Below are 17,697 nucleotides of genomic sequence, written 5' to 3' on the forward strand. Positions count from 1 at the left end.
TCCGGGAAAGTGTCCGAAAAATCCGGTGCCTTGCGTCACAGGTCGGGGAGGCGTTGATCGACAAATCCCCACCCATGCAGCGATCGCGATTGTGCGCGGTCGAGCAGCGTCCTGGCATCGTCGATCGAGTAGGAATCCGCATTGTCCATGTTTTTCAGCTCGTTCCACGCCAACGGAACGGCCACCGGTGCTCCCGAACGCGCTCGCGCCGAATAAGGTAGCACGGCAGTCGCGCCACGCTGGTTGCGCAACCAGTCGATGAAGATCTTTCCCTTGCGCTTGGCCTTGCTCATCGTCGCAGTGAAGCGTTCGGGCTGCGCCATGCTAAGTGCTTCGGCAAAGCGCCGCGCGAAATCCTTGTGGGCATCCCAATCGTGACCCGGGGTCAGCGGCACCACCACATGCACCCCTTTCCCTCCGGTCAGCATGGCGAAGCTGGCCAGGCCAAGATCGGCAAGCTGATCGCGAATATCGCGCGCGGCCCGTTTGACATCGTCGAAGCCGAGCCCCTCGTCCGGGTCGAGATCGAACACCATTCGTTCAGGCGTTTCCACTGTATCCGAGCGCGCGACCCAGCCATGGAATTCGATGGTCCCCATCTGCACGCATTGCAGCAGGCCGCGCATGTCGTCGACGAACAGATAGTCCTCATGTTCGCCGTCCTTCTCGCGGATCGCCACATGGTGCACGCTGTCGCCGAACCCGCCGCTATCGTGCTTCTGGAAGAAACACTTGCGCGCGCGCCCCTGCGGGCAGCGTACCAGGCTGATCGGGCGACGGGCGGCGAAGGGCAGCATGATGGGCGCGACGGCTTCGTAGTAATCGGCCAGTTCGCCCTTCGTCTGACCGCTATCGGGAAAGACGACGCGGTCGCGGCTCGAAATCTCGACGGTGCTGTCGGCCGGCCTTTGTGGGACTGGCTTTTCGGGGACGACGTGGTCGGCATCCTTGTCTGTTCGCAGCCCAAGGAAGCTGCCGTGGCGGATGTTGCCGTCAGCGGTGAACTCGGCAAAAGCGATCTCGGCAACCAGCTTCGGGGTCACCCAGCTCACCCCACGCGACGAAGCGCGATCGACGTCCGCCGGCGGTGTCTTGCGCGCCAGCCGCTTCATCTTTCCGGCAAGTTCGTCGAGATCGTCTGCGGTGAAGCCCGTGCCGACATTGCCCTTGTAGACCAGCTGGCCGCCCTCGTTCTGCGCCATCAGCAGCGAGGCAAAGGGGCGCCCTTTCGCAGTGGATTTCTTCCAGCCGATGATCACGAATTCCTGCCGGCGAGTGCATTTCACCTTGACCCACGCCTTGCTGCGCCGCCCCGCATAGGTCCCATCGACGGTCTTGCTGATGATCCCTTCCTGGCCGGCGTCGCACATCGTGCGATAAAGCCTTTCGCCCGCGCCCAGCACGTGTTCAGCGACGTGAATGGGCGGCTGGGCCGTGTCGAACAGCGCCTCGAGCCGCTCCTTGCGCTCGATATTGGGCAGGCCGGTCAGGTTTTCCCCGTCGAGTTCCAAGAGGTCGAAGGCATGGAGCGCCAAGCGATCCGTCGGGCCCTGCGCCCCCTTCCCGCGTTTGAGGACCTGCTGCAGCGACGAGAAATCGGGATTGCCCCTGGCATCATAGGCGACGATTTCGCAGTCGATCAGGCATGCAGGCAGATCGCAATCTGCAATGGCATCGACCAGCGGCCCGAACTTGTCGGTCCAGTCCTTGCCGTTTCGGGTGTAGACATGCACTTCATCGCCCTTGGCCGCGATCAGTGCGCGATAGCCATCGAACTTGATTTCGTGCATCCAGCGGTTGCCCGTCGGCACTTCGTCGACCAGCGTTGCCAGTTGCGGTTTGCGATAGGCGGGCAGCGCCGCCGCCTTGCGCGTGAATTTGGCTTTGTCGCGCTGGCGCCCGTTGCGCGTCGATGCCTTGCGCATTTGCTTGACGAAGGCGCCACCTTGCTGGCCCTCCAGCGAGTATTCGCCCTGCTTGTCCGCCGCGATTTCTGCCATCGACCGGCCGGTCAGAACGCTGGTCAGCTCGCGCTCGACCAGCGCATCGCCTGTTTCGACGTGCTCGTCCTGCAATTTGCGCAACAGCCAGTTCTCGCGCTCTTCGCCCTTGCGCGGTTTCAAGCGCACCAGCAGCCATTCGCCGCGCATGCGTTCGCCCGCGAGGCAGAAATGAAGATGGCCCTCTTCGAGATCGGCAACGCTTTTGCCCGCGATCGGCCGCCACGTTCCGCGGTCCCATAGCATCACGGTGCCGCCGCCATATTCGCCCTTGGGTATGACGCCTTCGAAATCGGCATAGGACAGTGGGTGGTCTTCCGTGCGCACCGCCAGCCGCTTGATATCGGGATCGGGCGAAGGGCCCTTGGTCACCGCCCAGCTCTTCAGCACGCCATCAACTTCCAGCCGTAGATCCCAGTGCAGACGGGTCGCATCGTGCTTCTGGACGATGAAGCGATTGCCCTTCGTGTTGCTGGCGCGCTTCCCAGCCGGTTCGGGCGTGAGCGCGAAATCGCGTTTCGCGTTGTAGTCTGCCAGAGGGTCCTTTTGCGCTGCCACGCGATCAGGCCGACTTTTTCCGGCGCGCCGATTTCTTCGGCTTGTCCTCGTTCACCGACTGCTTGAGCGCAGCCATCAGGTCGATCACGTTCGACCCGTCGCCGCCGCCCGGCTCATCGACATCCTCGATAACCGCCGACTTGCTCTTGGACTTGGCCTTTTTGTCGATCAGCTTGCGCAGCGCCTGGCCATAGCGGTCTTCGAACTCGCTGGCGTCAAAAGGCGCGCTCTTCTGGTCGATCAGCGTGTTGGCAAGATCGAGCAATTCCTTGCGCGGCTTGGCCTCGTCGATGTCGTCGAAAAAGGCCTGTCCGGCGCGAACTTCGTCCGCATAGCGCAGCGTTTCGAGCAGCAAGCCCTTCCCGCAGGGTTTGATGGCGACGAGCTTCTCGCTCCCACGGACCGACAATTGGCCCAGAGCGACCTTCTTTGCCTTACGCAGTGATTCGCGCAGCACGATGAAGGCTTCCTCCGCCAATTCGTCCTGTGGCGCGACATAGTAAGGTTTCTCGAAATAAAGCGGGTCGATCTCGCAGGCGTCGACGAACTGCACCAGTTCGAGTGTGCGCTTGCTCTCGATCTTGACGGCTTCGATCTCGTCTTCATCGAGCAGGACGTAATTGCCCTTCGAGACCTCATAACCCTTGATGATCTCATCGCGATCGACGGGTCCGATGCCGGGCACCACTTTCTCGTAGGATATCCGTTTGCCACTCGGTTCATGGATCTGGTTGAACCGGATTTTCGCCCCCGATTTGGTGGCCGAATAAATTTCGACCGGGATCGAAACCAGCGCCAGCCTGATCTGCCCCTGCCAATATGCGCGTGCCGCCATGTGCCTTCCCTTCGACGGGAAAAGCGCTTTACCGGCGCATGCGTTCCGGTGGGGGAGGCCGGCGCATCAATCTACCGGATCGGTCAGCGCCATGAGGCAGGACAGCATGGTATCGACCACCGACTCGATTTCCGTGCGCGTGGTGGTGCTCAGCTTCATGCCCATGATTGCATGGTGCAGCATTTCGCCGAGCCCGCGCGGGGTGATGGCGCGGCGCTCCAACGCGGCTTCGTAGGGCAGCAGGAATTCGCACAGATTGCGTTTCGCCTCGACATGGATTTCGGCCAGTTCCTCGCGGATGGTGGTGGCCAGCTCGAGTTCGAGTTCGTCCGCATGTGGCATCGCCTGCATCGACTCCCACGATTCGAGGACCATTTTGTCCATGAATTGCTGGAACCGATCGCGGCGTTCGTCGCTGACTGGGCAAGCCTCCCTGATAGCCTGCCACTTCGAATCGAAATGGTAGCGTACCACACCAACCAGCAGGGCCTCCCGGTTCGGAAAGATATTGTAGACCGTCTGGCGTGACACCCCCGCCGCTTCGGCAATGTCGTTCATCGTCGCGCGGCGCACGCCATACTGGCTGATCACCGCGTAACCCGCGGCGGCAATGTTGCAAGCTCTCTCATCCATGCCAGTTAATTGGACACGAGATGCAAAAATGTCAATTTACAACTGTACTGAAATTGTAAAAACGCAGGCCTAGATGAGCCGCCGGTCGCAGGTGAGTCGCATCCCAAGGAAAAGTCATGACGCCAATTCGCACCCTGCTCCTTCTTTGCCTCGGTCTCCTCGCTGCGGCCTGTTCTTCGGCCGATGCACCGCAGGAAGGGCAGGCGATCCCCGTGCGCACGGTGACGGTGGCCACGACCGATCTCGACAATATCCTCGAGTTGCCCGGACGCGTCGAGCCCGTCCGCGTCGCCGAAGTGCGCGCGCGAGTTACCGGCATCGTCCAGCAGCGACTTTATGAAGAAGGCACCGATGTCGGTCAGGGACAGCCGCTGTTCCGGATCGATCCCGCCGAGCTGCGCGCCAGCTATGCGCAGACACAGGCCAGCCTTGAACGCGCGCGTGCGACCGCCGCCAATGCCAATGCGGTGGTGGCCCGCTATCGCCCGCTGGTGGCAGAGAATGCCATCAGCGGCCAAGAATTCGACGCGGCACAGGCGGCGGCACGCGAAGCGAATGCGAATGTCGCGCAGATCCAGGCACAGCTTCGCGCAGCGTCGCTGCAACTGGGCTACACCACTGTACGGGCCCCGATTGCGGGCCGTGCCGGACGCGCCGCAGTGACCGAAGGCGCGCTGGTGTCGCAGCCCGAAGGCACGCTGATGACGCGGATCGAGCAGATTTCGCCGATCTATGTTTCCTTCTCGCAATCGGCGACCGAAGTGCTGCAAATCCGCCGCGCCATTGCCGCAGGCAATCTCGACCTCTCGCCCGACGACGCAGTCGAGGTGCGCCTCGTGTTTCCCGATGGCACCGAATACGAACTTCCCGGACTGATCGAATTCCTCGACTTCTCGGTCGACGAGGCAACCGGCACTGTCGAGCTGCGCGCCGAATTCCCCAACCCCGACGGGCTGCTTCTGTCGGGTGAATTCGTCAACGCGCGCATTTACGCGGGCAAGAAGACCGGCGTTATCGCAATCCCTCAGCGCGCGGTCAGCGTGGCCGACAGTGGCGGGACGGTGATGATCGTCGACAAGGACGGCAAGGCCGCTGTCCGACCGGTCGAGCTGGGTGAGCTGGTGGGCGCCAAATGGATCGTCACAAGCGGGCTCAAACCCGGTGATCGCGTGATCGTCTCCAACCTCCAGAAACTGCAACCGGGCATGCCGGTCCAGATCGCCAACGCCCCGACCGGGCAGAAGCCAGCCGCGAAGGCCGACTGATCATGGCACGCTTTTTCATCGACCGTCCCATCTTCGCCTGGGTCGTTTCGCTCGGCATTCTCCTGTCCGGTTTCATCGCCTTGCGCGCGCTCCCGATCGAGCAGTATCCCGAAGTCGCCCCCCCTTCGCTGGCGATCAACGTTGTCTATCCGGGCGCAGATGCCGAAACGCTCGAGCAGAACGTCACGCAGGTCATCGAGCAGCAGCTCAACGGGGTAGAGGGGTTCCTCTACATGTCCTCGTCGAGCCTATCGAACGGCACTGCCTCGATCACGCTGACCTTCGAGGCAGGGACCGACATCGACATCGCCCAGACCGAGGTACAGAACCGGCTGAGCACCGTCGAAGCGCGTCTGCCCGAGGAAGTACGCCGCCAAGGCATCACCGTTCGGCAGGCGAACGCGGGCTTCCTGCTCATCGTCGCACTGACATCCGAAACCGGCGCGCTCGACTCGACCGATCTGGGCAACATCGCCTCGACGCAGGTCATCGACGAACTGCGCCGCGTGACCGGGGTCGGCGATGTCACCTTGTTCGGCTCCGAATACGCGATGCGTATCTGGCTCGATCCGGACAAGCTCGCGTCCTACAACCTCTCGCCCAGCGCGGTCGTCGCCGCGATCCGTGAACAGAATGCACAGACGGCCGGCGGTTCGCTCGGGGCCCTTCCCCTCCAGGAAGGACAGCAGATCACCGCGACCATCACCACCGAGAACCGCTTCGAAACCGAAGACGAGTTCCGCCGCATCATCCTGCGCGCCGACGCGGGCGGTGCCAGCGTCAGGCTGGGCAACGTCGCGCGGGTGGAAATCGGTGCGCAGACCTATGCGACTTCGACCACGCTCGACGGGCAGCCCATGGCGGGCATGGCGGTCCAGCTCGCCACCGGCGCCAATGCACTGGCTACCGCCGAAGGCGTGAAGCAACGCATGGAAGAGCTCGGTGCCGGCTTGCCGCAGGACGTCGCTTGGTCAATCCCCTACGACACGACCCCCTTCGTGGAGGTCTCGGTCGAGGAAGTCGTCAAGACGCTGGTCGAAGCCATGGTGCTTGTTTTCCTCGTCATGTTCCTCTTTCTCCAGAACTGGCGCGCGACGCTGATCCCGACACTCGTAGTCCCGATCGCGCTGGCGGGCGCATGTCTCGGTCTGTGGCTGTTCGGCTTCTCGATCAACGTGCTTTCGCTATTCGGCATGGTGCTGGCGATCGGCATTCTGGTCGATGACGCCATCGTGGTGATCGAGAACGTCGAGCGCATCATGCGCGAGGAAGGGCTTGGCCCGCTCGCCGCGACACGCAAGGCGATGGATCAGATCACCGGGGCGATCATCGGCATAACCCTGGTGCTCATCGCGGTCTTCGTACCGATGGCGTTCTTCCCCGGATCGACCGGTGGCATCTACCGCCAGTTCTCCGTCACTCTCGCGATTTCGATCTTCTTCTCGGCCGTGCTCGCGCTGTCGCTGACACCAGCGCTCTGCGCGACTTTCCTGCGCGCGCAGGACGTGCAGGACCATGACGGCGACGCAGACAGCGAGCCGGACGAGACCCCGCTGCCCGAAGGCTGGCGCGGAAAGGTCGAACTGGCGCGGCGCAAGGGCACCGTATTCTTCAACCGCTTCAACCAGTGGTTCGCGCGGATGACGGAGAAATACGGGCGCACGAACGAGAAAATCCTCGCCAGGCCGATGCGAGGACTGGCGGTCTTCCTGTTGCTCGGTGCGATTACCGGACTGCTGTTTGCCCGCCTGCCCGGCGGGTTCCTGCCGACCGAGGACCAGGGCTATGTAATCACCGTCGTTCAGTCGCCTGCAGGATCGACGCAAGAGCGGCTCGACGAGGCGATCGAACCCGTCGAAGGGTTCTGGCAATCGCGCCAGGAAGTCGAACGCGTAGTCGTGGTGCGCGGCTTCAGTTTCTTCGGTCAGGGCCAGAACAATGCGATCATGTTCACCCCGCTGACCGATTGGAGCGAACGCGGCGCGGCGGAAAGTTCCGCCGAGGCGCTGGTAGGACAGGCGATGGGCACGTTCATGGGGCTCGACAATGCGCTGGCATTCGCGATCCAGCCGCCCGCGATCCAGTCGCTGGGCCAAGCCAGCGGGTTCACCATGAAACTGCAGGATCGCGGCGGCGTGGGCCGTGAAGCGTTGACCGATGCGCGCAACCAGTTGCTTGGGATGGCATCGCAAAGCCCGCTGCTTGCCAACATCCGACCCGAAGACCAGCCCCCTGCGCCGCAGTTGCATGTCGAGGTCGATCGCGTCCAGGCGCGCGCGATGGGTCTGTCGATGACCGACGTGAACAACGCTCTGTCGATCAACTTCGGTTCGGCCTACGCCAACGATTTCAACCGTCAGGGCCGCGTCCTGCAGGTACTGGTGCAGGCGGATGCTCCACACCGGATGGAACCTGAAGACGTGCTGTCGCTGCGTATTCCGAACGATCAGGGCGCGCTTGTTCCCTTCAGTTCCTTCGCGACCGCCGAATGGACCGCAGGCCCGCCGAGCCTCGGCCGCTACAATGGCTATCCGGCCATGACCGTTTCGGGGACTGCGGCCCCCGGCGAATCCTCCGGCGCCGCACTGGACGAAATGGAACGTATTGCCAGTCAGTTGCCTGACGGTATCGGCTTCGAATGGACCGGCATCAGCTATGAAGAGAAGCAGGCGGGCGGCCAGATCGGCCTGCTGCTGGGCTTGTCGGTGGTGATCGTTTTCCTCGTCCTGGCAGCTTTGTACGAAAGCTGGTCGGTGCCTTTCTCGGTGTTGCTGATCGTCCCGATGGGTGTGCTGGGCGCGGTGATCTTCACCATGCTGCGCGGATTGTCCGCGGACATTTATTTCAATGTCGGCCTTATCACGATCATCGGTCTGGCGGCGAAGAACGCGATTCTTATCGTCGAATTCGCCATCGAAGAAGAAGCCGAAGGCAAGAGCCCGCTGGAGGCCGTCAAGGCAGCCGCGCGCCTGCGCCTGCGCCCGATCATCATGACCTCGCTGGCCTTCATTCTCGGCATGGTGCCGCTGGTGCTTTCCTCGGGTGCTGGCGCAGCCAGCCGGATCGCGGTGGGTACCGGCGTGATGGGCGGAATGATCGCGGCCACCGCGATCGGTATCTTCGTCATCCCGCTGCTCTATCTGCTGGTGCGCACCAAGCTCGGCGGTCGCAAGCCCACCCCGCCTGCCGAACCCGAAGGAGACATTGCATGAAGCGCCTCACCAGTGTGAGCCTGCTTGCGCTCGCCCTTGCCGGCTGCGTCAACATGGCACCCGATCATACCCGGCCCGCGCTGGCGAGCGCTGCCGCCTACGACCCCGCCTTCGCCCCCGATGGCACGGTGACCGCAGCCACGCTTTCCTATGGCGACTGGTTTACCGATCCCCGGTTGGTCGCGTTGCTGGACACCGCCGTTGCCAACAACCGCGATCTGATGGCCGCCACCGCACGGATCGAGCAGGCCCGCGCGCAATACCGCATTCAGGACAGCCGTCGCCTGCCCACTGCCGTGGCCAGCGCGGCGGCCAGCCGCACGCGGACGCCGCTTGGCATTCTCGACAGCGAAGCGGCGGGCGCGGTGACCACCGACAGGTTCGACGTCGGCGTCGGCGTCACCTCGTTCGAGCTCGATTTCTGGGGCCGCGTCGCCAATCTTTCGGATGCCGCGCGAGCGCAATACCTCGCCACCGAAGCGAACCAGCGGGCCTTCTATCTCTCGCTGATCGCCGATGTGGCTTCGACATATTTCGAACTGCGCGAGACCGAGGCGCAGATCGATCTGGCGCAGGCGACGCTGGACAGCCGTCGCGAAGGGCTGCGGATCGCACAATTGCGGCTCGATGCGGGCGTGACCTCGGCATTACCCTATCGCCAGGCGGAAACGCTGCTGACCTCGGCCGAGCAGCAACTCGCAGCGCAGCAACTGGCTCAGGCGCAATTGCGCAACCAGTTGGCGGTGCTGGTCGGAGGAAGCATACCGACCGATCTGCCCGGGGCCATGTCGCTTCAATCGCAGGGCAATGCCATGGTTCTCGACGCCGGCACGCCTTCCGAACTGCTGCTGGTGCGCCCCGACCTCGTCGCAGCCGAAGAACAGTTGCGTGCTGCCCGCGCCAATATCGGCGCTGCGCGCGCTGCCTTTTTCCCGACGATTTCGCTGACCGGCAGCGCGGGCTTTGCATCGAGCGACCTTGGCGATCTGTTCGGGTCGGATGGCGCCACCTGGTCTTTTGGACCGACCATTTCGCTGCCCATCTTCGACTGGGGCGCGCGCGAGGCCGATCTGGACCTCGCCAAGGCGCGCGAAGTCGAACAGGTCGCGCTTTACGAGAAAGCGGTCCAGACCGCCTTTCGCGAGGTGTCCGACGGGCTTGCCGGTCGGCGCTGGCTGGCCCAGCAGGTTGCCGCACAGGAACAGGGCGTGGCGGCACAGGAACGCATCGCGCGCCTTGCACGATTGCGCTACCGCGAAGGCGTGGCGGATTATCTCGAAGTGCTGGATGCCGAGCGAAACCTGTTTTCTGCACAGCAGCAATTGCTCGCCACCCAGCGCGCCTATCTGCAAAACGGGGCCACGCTGTTCGTTGCCCTCGGGGGCGGCCTCGCGCGATAGGACTAGGCGTCGATTGTCTTCGAAAGGACCGCGAAAGCATCCCGTCCGCCTGCCGAAAATCTTGACCTTGCCGCGCAGGATAGTCACCGAACAGTCACACCCTTCGGCAATGGGATATGACATGACAATCGACCGGCGACACTTCCTCGGCGCGACCGGCGCCGCATTCTCTGGCTTGCTGCTGAGCGGCTGTGCAGGACGCATGGCCACACAAGGCGCTACGGCAGCCGCGCCGTTCGAAGGGTATGGCCCGCTGGTCGCGGATCCGAACGGCCTGCTCGATCTGCCACGCGGCTTCAGCTACCGGCTGTTGTCCAGCCTTGGTGACACGATGGCCGATGGCGGCACCGTGCCCGACAAGGCCGACGGCATGGGCTGCCTGCCGCTGGACGAGAATGAGATCGTCCTGATCCGCAACCACGAACTGATCCCGACCGACGATGCCGGTGGCGATCTGGCAAGCGGTTTCGGGCGGCGCGACGGTGCGATCGTACCAGGTGGCACCACCAATCTGGTGCTCGATGCGACAACGCTCGCACCCAAGCGCGAATTTCGCACGCTCGCCGGCACCATCCGCAATTGCTCGGGAGGGATCACGCCGTGGGGCAGCTGGCTGACTTGCGAGGAGGCACCGACCGGCCCCGGCCAACGCTACGGAGACGGGCTGGAACGCAACCACGGCTGGGTATTCGAAGTCCCCGCCGCCGCCAACGGGCTGGTCGATGCGGTACCGCTCACCGCTATGGGGCGCTTCAACCACGAGGCCGCCTGCGTCGACCCGGCGACCGGCATCGTCTATCTTACCGAAGACCGCGACGACAGCGTACTCTACCGCTTCCTGCCCGACACGCCCGGCCGTCTTGCCGATGGCGGGCGCCTGCAGGCCATGATGATCGACGGTCTTGCCGATACGCGCAACTGGACCGGCCCCGACATGGCCACGGGGACGAGTCATACGGTCCGCTGGATCGACTGCACCGACGTCGAGGCACCACAGGACGACTTGCGTCTCCGTGCGGCCGCAGATGGTGCGGCACTGATTGCGCGTGGCGAAGGCATCCACACGGGCACCGACGAAGTCTTCATCTGCTCGACCAGCGGCGGCCAGCGCAAGCTGGGGCAGATATTCCGTCTCGTCCCGGGGCGCGGCGCGCGCGCCGATACGATCGAGCTGTTCTTCGAAAGCGAAAGCGAAGACCAGTTCAATTACGGCGACAACCTCACCGTGGGTCCCAATGGCCACCTGATCGTGTGCGAAGATCAATATACCGACGTGGTGGACAACCATCTCCGCGGGATCACACCCGATGGACGGGCCTATGCCTTTGCTCGCCTGCGTCTCCAGACCGAACTCGCGGGCGGGTGCTTCTCACCCGACGGCAAATGGTTCTTCGTCAACGCCTATTCGCCCACACGCACGCTCGCCATTACCGGCCCCTGGGCCGCCTGACGCGCTGCGTGTCCTCGCCGTCTCCGGGGACAGAACAGCGATACGGCGGGGTCGGCCTGACGGTGCAGTCTCGCTTTGAGACCTGACCACTGTCGTCCGGCCACTGGCCGTGCCCATATTTCCCGAGGCGATTTACATGGTTAGGGCATCTTAACCTGTCACCACTATCGACCGCCGCGGGAACAAGATGGGGGCAGGGAACGGCCGATGACCGCGGCGTTCATACTCGGGATCAACATGTTCATCGCCGCGCTGTTCGGCGTGGCGTTTGCCGTGGTCGCGCGTTCCAACCCGGTGGCACGCGGTGCTGGCTGGCTCGCGAGCGCCTATGCGCTGGGAGTGGCCGACGTCACACTCGAATTCCTGCTGCCCTGGTCGGCGCACCCCACGACGATCGGTTTCGTCATCTTCTATATCTACCTCGCGGCGCTGACGTGTGGGATGATCGGCGTGTCGAAGCATTATCGCGCGCCGCTGCCAACCGCGCCGATCGCTTCGATCTGGGTGCTTGCCGCGCTTCTTACCCCCGCGATGCTCGTCCTGCCCTATGGATCGGCCGCGCGCACGCTGCTCTACCACATTCCTTATTTCGCAATGCAGATGCTGATGACCTGGATCGTGATCCGGTCGCAGCGACGCATGCTGCTCGACCGGCTGCTGGTGTTCGTTAGTTCGGTCGCTGCGCTCACCTACATGATCAAGCCGCTCGTGGCATGGCGCATGGGCATCGCGGATGCGCCGCAACACTATCTGGCCTCGCATTACGCCGCGATCTCGCAGAGCATGGGGTCGGTGATCCTGATCGCGCTCGCGCTGGTCCTGCTGCTGGTGATGATGCGCGACATGACGATCGAAATGGTCGCCCGTTCGGAAACCGATCCCTTATCGGGCCTGCGCAACCGGCGCGGCTTCGAAGTGCATGGTGATGCAATGGTGGCGACCGCCCTGCGCCGCGCCAGGCCGCTGACACTGGTCACCGTCGACATCGACCGTTTCAAGGCGATCAACGACCGTCACGGCCATGCGATAGGCGATCAGGTGATCATAGCGCTTGCCCGGCTGCTTTCCGACGCCACCGGAGAGAAGGACCTCGTGGCACGCCTCGGCGGGGAGGAATTCGCGCTGATCCTTGCCAATCAGAATATCGAGCAAGCGGCGCGAACAGCCGAGATCCTGCGTCAGCGGGTACGGGCCGAACTGTCCGCAGCGATCGGACACGAGCAAGAGGTGTCGGCTTCGTTCGGGCTTGCGCAGCTGGCCCCGGGCGAAGCCCTGTCCGATCTCGCCCGCCGCTCCGATCTTGCGCTCTACGAGGCGAAGAACACCGGCCGCGACAAGGTCTCGCTGGCCCCCGTCGACAAGCCATCGCTCGCCCACGGCCACCCGGTGCTCATCTCCAGCAGAACCGCCGCCTGAAGCCAGCGCCGCGGAGCACTGGCACCGCCAAACAAGGACGGGTGGAACGCCGGAGAACGGACATTCCACCCGGACCGGCGCTATGCCGGTCGCCGGTGATCGCCTGATGGGGGTCGGCGATCACCGGTCGGGACACGATTGCTTTGGCTACTGCATCTTCGCCGGCAGGATGTAGGCGGTGATCTCGTTGCTCCCACCGAACACCTGGCTGGCCAATTCGCTGATCTCCTCGGCGGTCATGTCGCGATAGGCAGGTTCGCGCACGCGAAAGCGGGTCAGTCCGCTGGCGTCGGTCTGCGCATCGCCGAGGACGCTCAGCCAGTAGCTGTTGTTTTCGAGACTGCTGTCGAGATCCTCGACGATCGGCGTCCAGGCACGGATGAAGGTATCTTCGTCGATCGGCGTGTTCGCCATCTCGTTTGCGACCCGAAGGACCCCCTCGCGCACCTTGTCGACCTCGTCCGGCTTGGCGGTAACCCGGGCGTAGAGATAGCCGTAATCGTCGAAGAGATCGTTGGCATAGGATGCCGTGCCCGGTGAATAGGTCGATCCCATCTCTTCGCGCAGCACGTCGGACAGGCGATTGCGGAACAACCCGCGCAACAGGCGCATGCGATAGCGATCCGCGGGGTCGCTCGCATCGGGCGCGGGCCAGTAGACATAGACCAGCGCCTGGTCTGGCGTACCCTTGTGATAGTAGCGGTAGGGCGTTTCGTTGCCCTCCGGGAACTGCACGTTCCCTATAACCGGGTAATCGCCTTTCGTATCGGTACGTGCGGGCAGAGCGCCAAGCGTTCGCGCCACCTGATCGACGACGGTCTGCTTGTCGATATCGCCGACGACCGTCACCTCGATCAGGCCGTTGGCCATCTCGGGTTCGATCCACGACCGGGCATCGGCGATGGTGGGTTCCATGAAACTGTCGAGATCGTCGAAGCCGTAGGCCTTGTGCCCCGAGCGCACGAGGCGCGGCAGATACTTGCGCACCGTTTCCTGCGGCGAGGAATCATGAGTCGGATACCATGCCCTGATCTTGCGGAAGTACTGTGCGGCAACGTCCTCGCTGAAGGCCGGCGCCTTCACCTTGGCCGCCAGCAGGTTGAATTGCGCGGCAAGGTCATCGGCATCGGTCGCACCGAGCAGTTCGAAAGCATCGTTGTCGATGAAAGTCTTGGCCGTGACGCCGACGCGCTGCCCGGCGAACATAATCCGCAGGTCGTCGTCGGTATGGCCGACCACGCCGCTCTGATCGAGCAGGTTGAGCCCCAAGCGGCGAAGCGCTTCGCTGCGGGTCGGCATCGCCATGAAGCCACCTCCAACGCGAACACGTACGGAGATCGTGCCCGCATCGAAATCGGTCTGCTTGAAATTGAGGCGGACATTGTTCGCGAACTTCACCAGATGCGCGTCGGCATCCTCTACATATTGGTCGGACACGACTTCACCGGGCGTTCCGAAATCGGTATAGGCGAAAGCGCCGACATTGCGCGGTTCGGGAGGTGCCACCGCAACCTGGCGCGATTTGGTCAATGCCGTTTTCAGCGCCGCCTCGGTGTTCTCGAGCGGTGACTTGTTTACGAAGTAGATCGCCGGATCCTCGATGCCGCGCCACGCATCCCGGAATTCGCGTTCGACCTCTTCCAGAGTGATCGTCGGCGCAGTTTCTTCGAACAGCGCGAGATTGGTCTGAGGCGACGTGAACACCTTGTCCTGTGCAAAGGCAGACACCAGTTCCTTTGCGTAATTGTATTCGAAGCCGGCATAGGTCTTGCGCGTATCGGCGCGTTCGACCGCGGTTTCGCGCGCCTGCCGGATGATCGCCAGTTGCTCGTCGAGCTCGTCCTGCGAGAAACCGTATTGCAGCGCCCGGCGAAGCTCCTGCTCGCCCTCGGCAAGTGCCTCGGCCCAGTCCTCGGGCGTCGCTCGGACGGTCAGCGTCATGCCGTCGATCACGTCGTCGAAACGGTAGCGGCTGGCTCCGCCCGAAAGATAGGTCGCCACGCCCTGTTCGACCTTGCGATTGAAGCGCCGGTTGAGGATGCGCGAACCGATGGCGCGGATCAGGTTCTCGCGTCGCGTGGCCCGGGTATCGGGGCGTTCTTCATAGGGTCGCAACGCGCCGAGCGTCACGGAGGTCATCAGCTTCTCATCGAAGAAATAGCCAACCCGGCCAGGCTTCAATTCTGCGGGTCCGGGCAGCGCTTGGCCAAGTGCCGGACCCTGCGCCTTCCAGTCGCCGAAATATTCCTCGATCTTGGCGACCGCAACCTCCGGCTCGACATCGCCGATGAACGCGATGAAGGTGTTCTCGGGGCGATAGTAACCCCGATAGAAGGACACGAATTCCTCGCGTGGCATCGTCTCGATCGTTTCCGCAATGCCGATCGGCAGGCGGTTCACGACCTTGCTGCCCTCGGTGAAGAAGCGGAGCCGGTCGACGGTCGAGCGGTAGGACAGCGAATCCCGGGCGAGTTTTTCCGATGCGATGACGCCACGCTCGCGGTCGATCGCATCGGCATCGAGCAGCAGGTTCTCCGCCGTCTCGCGCATCAGGAAGAAAGCTTCGTTCAGCACCGGTTCGCCGACGGTCGGGAGGTTCAGCTTGTAGATCGTCTGGTCGAAACCCGTGCTGGCATTGGTATCCGCGCCGAACGCCAGCCCGTGACGCTCGAGCCGCTTGACCATCTCGCCCTCGGGGACGTTGACCGACCCGTTGAAAGCCATGTGTTCGAGAAAATGCGCGATGCCTTGCTGGGCATCGGTCTCGTTGAACGAACCGGTGGCGATGCGCATGCGGATCGCCGCATTGCCGCTCGGGGTCTGATTCTTCATCACCGCGTAGCGCAGACCGTTGGCTAGCGTGCCGTAAACGACCCTTGCGTCGGCCTCGAGGTCGCTCGCTTCATGGACGAAGGCGGGATCGCCCTGGGCCACAGCTGCGCCCGGCAGAGCGACGGCGGCCATCAGCACACCAGCCAGAAGGGGCCGCTGCCAGAGACGGAAAGTTTTGCTGCGCATTGCAGGTTCCTCGCTATTCGCAGGCCACCTGAAGCGGCCATTTCGTGTAACACTGTTGCCGGGGAAGACGCACCACTGCGCGGACACCTCAACGAATTTTGCTTTCTTGCCATCGTTGGCCAGCGGCCCCCATACACGCGCGAGGAACGCGCATTCGGGGCGCTGGGAACGGGAAGACATCTTGGCAGGCAGCAAGCTTCACAACCATGCCGGGGGGCAGCTTCACTCCCGGAATAGAACCGAGACCGACCTATACGCCCGCTTTCGTGCTCCGCTGGAACGGTATTTCGCCAAGCGGGTGTTCGAGAAGGGCGATGTCGACGATCTCGTCCAGGAAGTCTTCACCCGGCTTCTGGCCCGGTCCGAGCGGGTCCAGATGGAGGAACCCGAGGCTTACGTGTTCCAGATCGCGGCCAATCTCCTGCGTGATCGATCGCGGCGCGATATCGTCCGCAAATCGGCCAGCGGGCGCTTCGCCGAAGAAAACGGCGATTCCTTTGAGGCAATCACGCCCGAGCGCGTCTTACTGGCCAAGCAACAGGTTGCGAAGCTGAAGGACGCGCTGGCGGAACTACCCGAGCGCGTGCGATTTGTGTTTTTACTTCATCGCTACGAAGGAATGAAGTATCGAGAAATCGCCCAGCACTTGGGCATTTCGGTAAGTTCGGTCGAAAAGTATATGATGCAGGCGATCAAACACGTCGCGAACCGACTGGGGAGGCACCCATGAGCGGCGACAACCAGTCCGGGACGGCTTCCATGCCGGCGAGCGCCTTCGACCAAGCGGCCGAGTGGTTTGCGCGTTTGCAATCGGAGGATAGCGGTTCTGCGACCAAGCGGCGCTTCCGCCGGTGGCTGCGCCAGTCGCCCGACAATGTGTCTGCGTTTCGCGAATGCCAAAGCATGTGGGACGCAGTCGGCGATGCATCCTCTGACCCCGACATACTGTCCATGCGCAACGATGCCCTGACTGCGGTCCAACCCGAAACGCACGACCGCTGGGGTCGAATCACGGCGATTGCCGCCAGTCTCTGCGCACTCGCGATCTCGGTCACCGTTCTCGCGCTGGTAACCCGCGACACTGCGCCCGCGGACGCATCGATCGAAACGGCGCGTGTCGCGGTCGCCCCCGAAGCGACGATTTACCGGACCGAGACCGGGCAGCGTTCGACCATCAGCCTGCCCGACGGATCTACCGCCGAACTCAACACCGATTCGCTGATGCAGGTAAACTACTCGAACGATCGCCGCGAATTGGTTCTCCTCAAGGGAGAAGCCTTCTTCGATGTCGCGAAAGATCCGGAGCGCCCATTCGTCGTCAAGGCCGACGACAAGGTGGTTCGCGCGGTGGGCACCGAATTCGCGGTCAGGATGGACGGCGACGCCGTACGCGTCACGCTGGTCGAAGGCGTCGTCGATGTGGGCCGCACAGTCGAAGGCCGCTTCCTCGGCGGCGGCGAGGAAGTAACGCTGGAAAGGCTGGTCGCGGGCGAGCAGATCGTACTGGCCGCCAACCGTTCTGGCAGCAAGGATGCCATCGATACGCAAATCGCCACCAGCTGGCGCGACGGTCGCCTCGTGTTCGACAATGATCCGCTTTCTCGCGTCGTCGCCGAGGTCAATCGCTACTCGGCCCGCAAGGTGGTTCTTGGCGACCCCAGCCTCGCGGAAATGCGCGTAAGCGGCAGCTTCCGTGCCGGATCGGCGGATGGTTTCGCCAAAAATCTTCAGGCGGCCTTTCCGGTCTCGGTTCAGACCGATGATGAACGGAACCACCTGATTCTCAATTGGAATAATTAGCCTCCGCGAGCGTGTTCGGCGCATCCAAAGGCAAGCTTTTCCCACCGTAGCGCAATTTTCTTTGAGGCAGCACGCGCCCCGCGCGTCTTACGCCCCATGAACCCGGCAAC

General features: G+C 63.1%; 11 protein-coding genes. 7 read left to right on the forward strand and 4 right to left on the reverse strand.

The window, feature by feature from the left end:
- Positions 1 to 35: 35 nt before the first annotated feature.
- The 3 genes from ligD to FHS69_RS07550 all read right to left on the reverse strand — a co-directional run bounded on the left by ligD (position 36) and on the right by FHS69_RS07550 (position 4,026).
- The gene (ligD, locus tag FHS69_RS07540; RefSeq protein WP_166777216.1) at positions 36 to 2,558 is read right to left on the reverse strand and encodes a DNA ligase D; all 2,523 of its coding nucleotides are present in this window, start codon (positions 2,556 to 2,558) and stop codon (positions 36 to 38) included.
- Between the two features lie 4 nt (positions 2,559 to 2,562).
- Entirely contained in the window at positions 2,563 to 3,393 is an 831-nt protein-coding gene (gene ku, locus FHS69_RS07545) for a non-homologous end joining protein Ku (RefSeq protein WP_130585995.1), read from the reverse strand.
- Positions 3,394 to 3,459: 66 nt separating this feature from the next.
- Positions 3,460 to 4,026: a TetR/AcrR family transcriptional regulator gene (locus FHS69_RS07550; protein ID WP_067674116.1), complete on the reverse strand. Its 567-nt coding sequence runs from the start codon at positions 4,024 to 4,026 to the stop codon at positions 3,460 to 3,462.
- Positions 4,027 to 4,142: 116 nt separating this feature from the next.
- Between FHS69_RS07550 and FHS69_RS07555 the strand changes: the two genes are divergently transcribed.
- From FHS69_RS07555 to FHS69_RS07575, 5 genes are all read left to right on the forward strand, one after another.
- Positions 4,143 to 5,291, forward strand: a complete 1,149-nt coding sequence (locus FHS69_RS07555; protein ID WP_166777217.1) for an efflux RND transporter periplasmic adaptor subunit — start codon at positions 4,143 to 4,145, stop codon at positions 5,289 to 5,291.
- A gap of 2 nt (positions 5,292 to 5,293) precedes the next feature.
- Positions 5,294 to 8,503 carry an efflux RND transporter permease subunit gene (locus FHS69_RS07560; protein ID WP_166777218.1) on the forward strand — a complete coding sequence of 1,070 codons (3,210 nt, stop codon included), beginning with the start codon at positions 5,294 to 5,296 and terminating at the stop codon, positions 8,501 to 8,503.
- Positions 8,500 to 9,903: an efflux transporter outer membrane subunit gene (locus tag FHS69_RS07565; protein ID WP_166777219.1), complete on the forward strand. Its 1,404-nt coding sequence runs from the start codon at positions 8,500 to 8,502 to the stop codon at positions 9,901 to 9,903. The genes FHS69_RS07560 and FHS69_RS07565 overlap by 4 nt, the downstream gene beginning before the upstream one ends.
- A 121-nt stretch (positions 9,904 to 10,024) precedes the next feature.
- Positions 10,025 to 11,353 carry an alkaline phosphatase PhoX gene (locus FHS69_RS07570; protein ID WP_166777220.1) on the forward strand — a complete coding sequence of 443 codons (1,329 nt, stop codon included), beginning with the start codon at positions 10,025 to 10,027 and terminating at the stop codon, positions 11,351 to 11,353.
- Positions 11,354 to 11,560: 207 nt separating this feature from the next.
- Positions 11,561 to 12,769, forward strand: a complete 1,209-nt coding sequence (locus FHS69_RS07575; protein WP_166777221.1) for a GGDEF domain-containing protein — start codon at positions 11,561 to 11,563, stop codon at positions 12,767 to 12,769.
- A gap of 147 nt (positions 12,770 to 12,916) precedes the next feature.
- Here FHS69_RS07575 and FHS69_RS07580 read toward each other — a convergent pair whose 3' ends face one another.
- Entirely contained in the window at positions 12,917 to 15,787 is a 2,871-nt protein-coding gene (locus FHS69_RS07580; protein ID WP_166777222.1) for a M16 family metallopeptidase, read from the reverse strand.
- A gap of 181 nt (positions 15,788 to 15,968) precedes the next feature.
- Here FHS69_RS07580 and FHS69_RS07585 point away from each other — a divergent pair, with 181 nt between their 5' ends.
- On the forward strand, positions 15,969 to 16,517 hold the full coding sequence (locus FHS69_RS07585; RefSeq protein ID WP_166777223.1) for an RNA polymerase sigma factor: 549 nt from the start codon (positions 15,969 to 15,971) through the stop codon (positions 16,515 to 16,517).
- Positions 16,514 to 17,587 carry a FecR family protein gene (locus tag FHS69_RS07590; RefSeq protein WP_067507166.1) on the forward strand — a complete coding sequence of 358 codons (1,074 nt, stop codon included), beginning with the start codon at positions 16,514 to 16,516 and terminating at the stop codon, positions 17,585 to 17,587. The genes FHS69_RS07585 and FHS69_RS07590 overlap by 4 nt, the downstream gene beginning before the upstream one ends.
- The last annotated feature ends 110 nt before the right edge of the window (positions 17,588 to 17,697 follow it).

It is taken from the genome of Qipengyuania flava, from assembly GCF_011762005.1.
In the GTDB taxonomy this organism is placed as follows: domain Bacteria; phylum Pseudomonadota; class Alphaproteobacteria; order Sphingomonadales; family Sphingomonadaceae; genus Qipengyuania; species Qipengyuania flava.

Excerpts from the sequence above, each read along its gene's own strand:
- FHS69_RS07565 (WP_166777219.1), top strand. The coding sequence starts at position 8,500 with ATGAAGCGCCTCACCAGTGTGAGCCTGCTTGCGCTCGCCCTTGCCGGC.
- FHS69_RS07560 (WP_166777218.1), top strand. The coding sequence starts at position 5,294 with ATGGCACGCTTTTTCATCGACCGTCCCATCTTCGCCTGGGTCGTTTCG.
- FHS69_RS07555 (WP_166777217.1), top strand. The coding sequence starts at position 4,143 with ATGACGCCAATTCGCACCCTGCTCCTTCTTTGCCTCGGTCTCCTCGCT.
- FHS69_RS07575 (WP_166777221.1), top strand. The coding sequence starts at position 11,561 with ATGACCGCGGCGTTCATACTCGGGATCAACATGTTCATCGCCGCGCTG.
- FHS69_RS07590 (WP_067507166.1), top strand. The coding sequence starts at position 16,514 with ATGAGCGGCGACAACCAGTCCGGGACGGCTTCCATGCCGGCGAGCGCC.
- ku (WP_130585995.1), bottom strand. The coding sequence starts at position 3,393 with ATGGCGGCACGCGCATATTGGCAGGGGCAGATCAGGCTGGCGCTGGTT.
- FHS69_RS07570 (WP_166777220.1), top strand. The coding sequence starts at position 10,025 with ATGACAATCGACCGGCGACACTTCCTCGGCGCGACCGGCGCCGCATTC.
- FHS69_RS07550 (WP_067674116.1), bottom strand. The coding sequence starts at position 4,026 with ATGGATGAGAGAGCTTGCAACATTGCCGCCGCGGGTTACGCGGTGATC.
- FHS69_RS07580 (WP_166777222.1), bottom strand. The coding sequence starts at position 15,787 with ATGCGCAGCAAAACTTTCCGTCTCTGGCAGCGGCCCCTTCTGGCTGGT.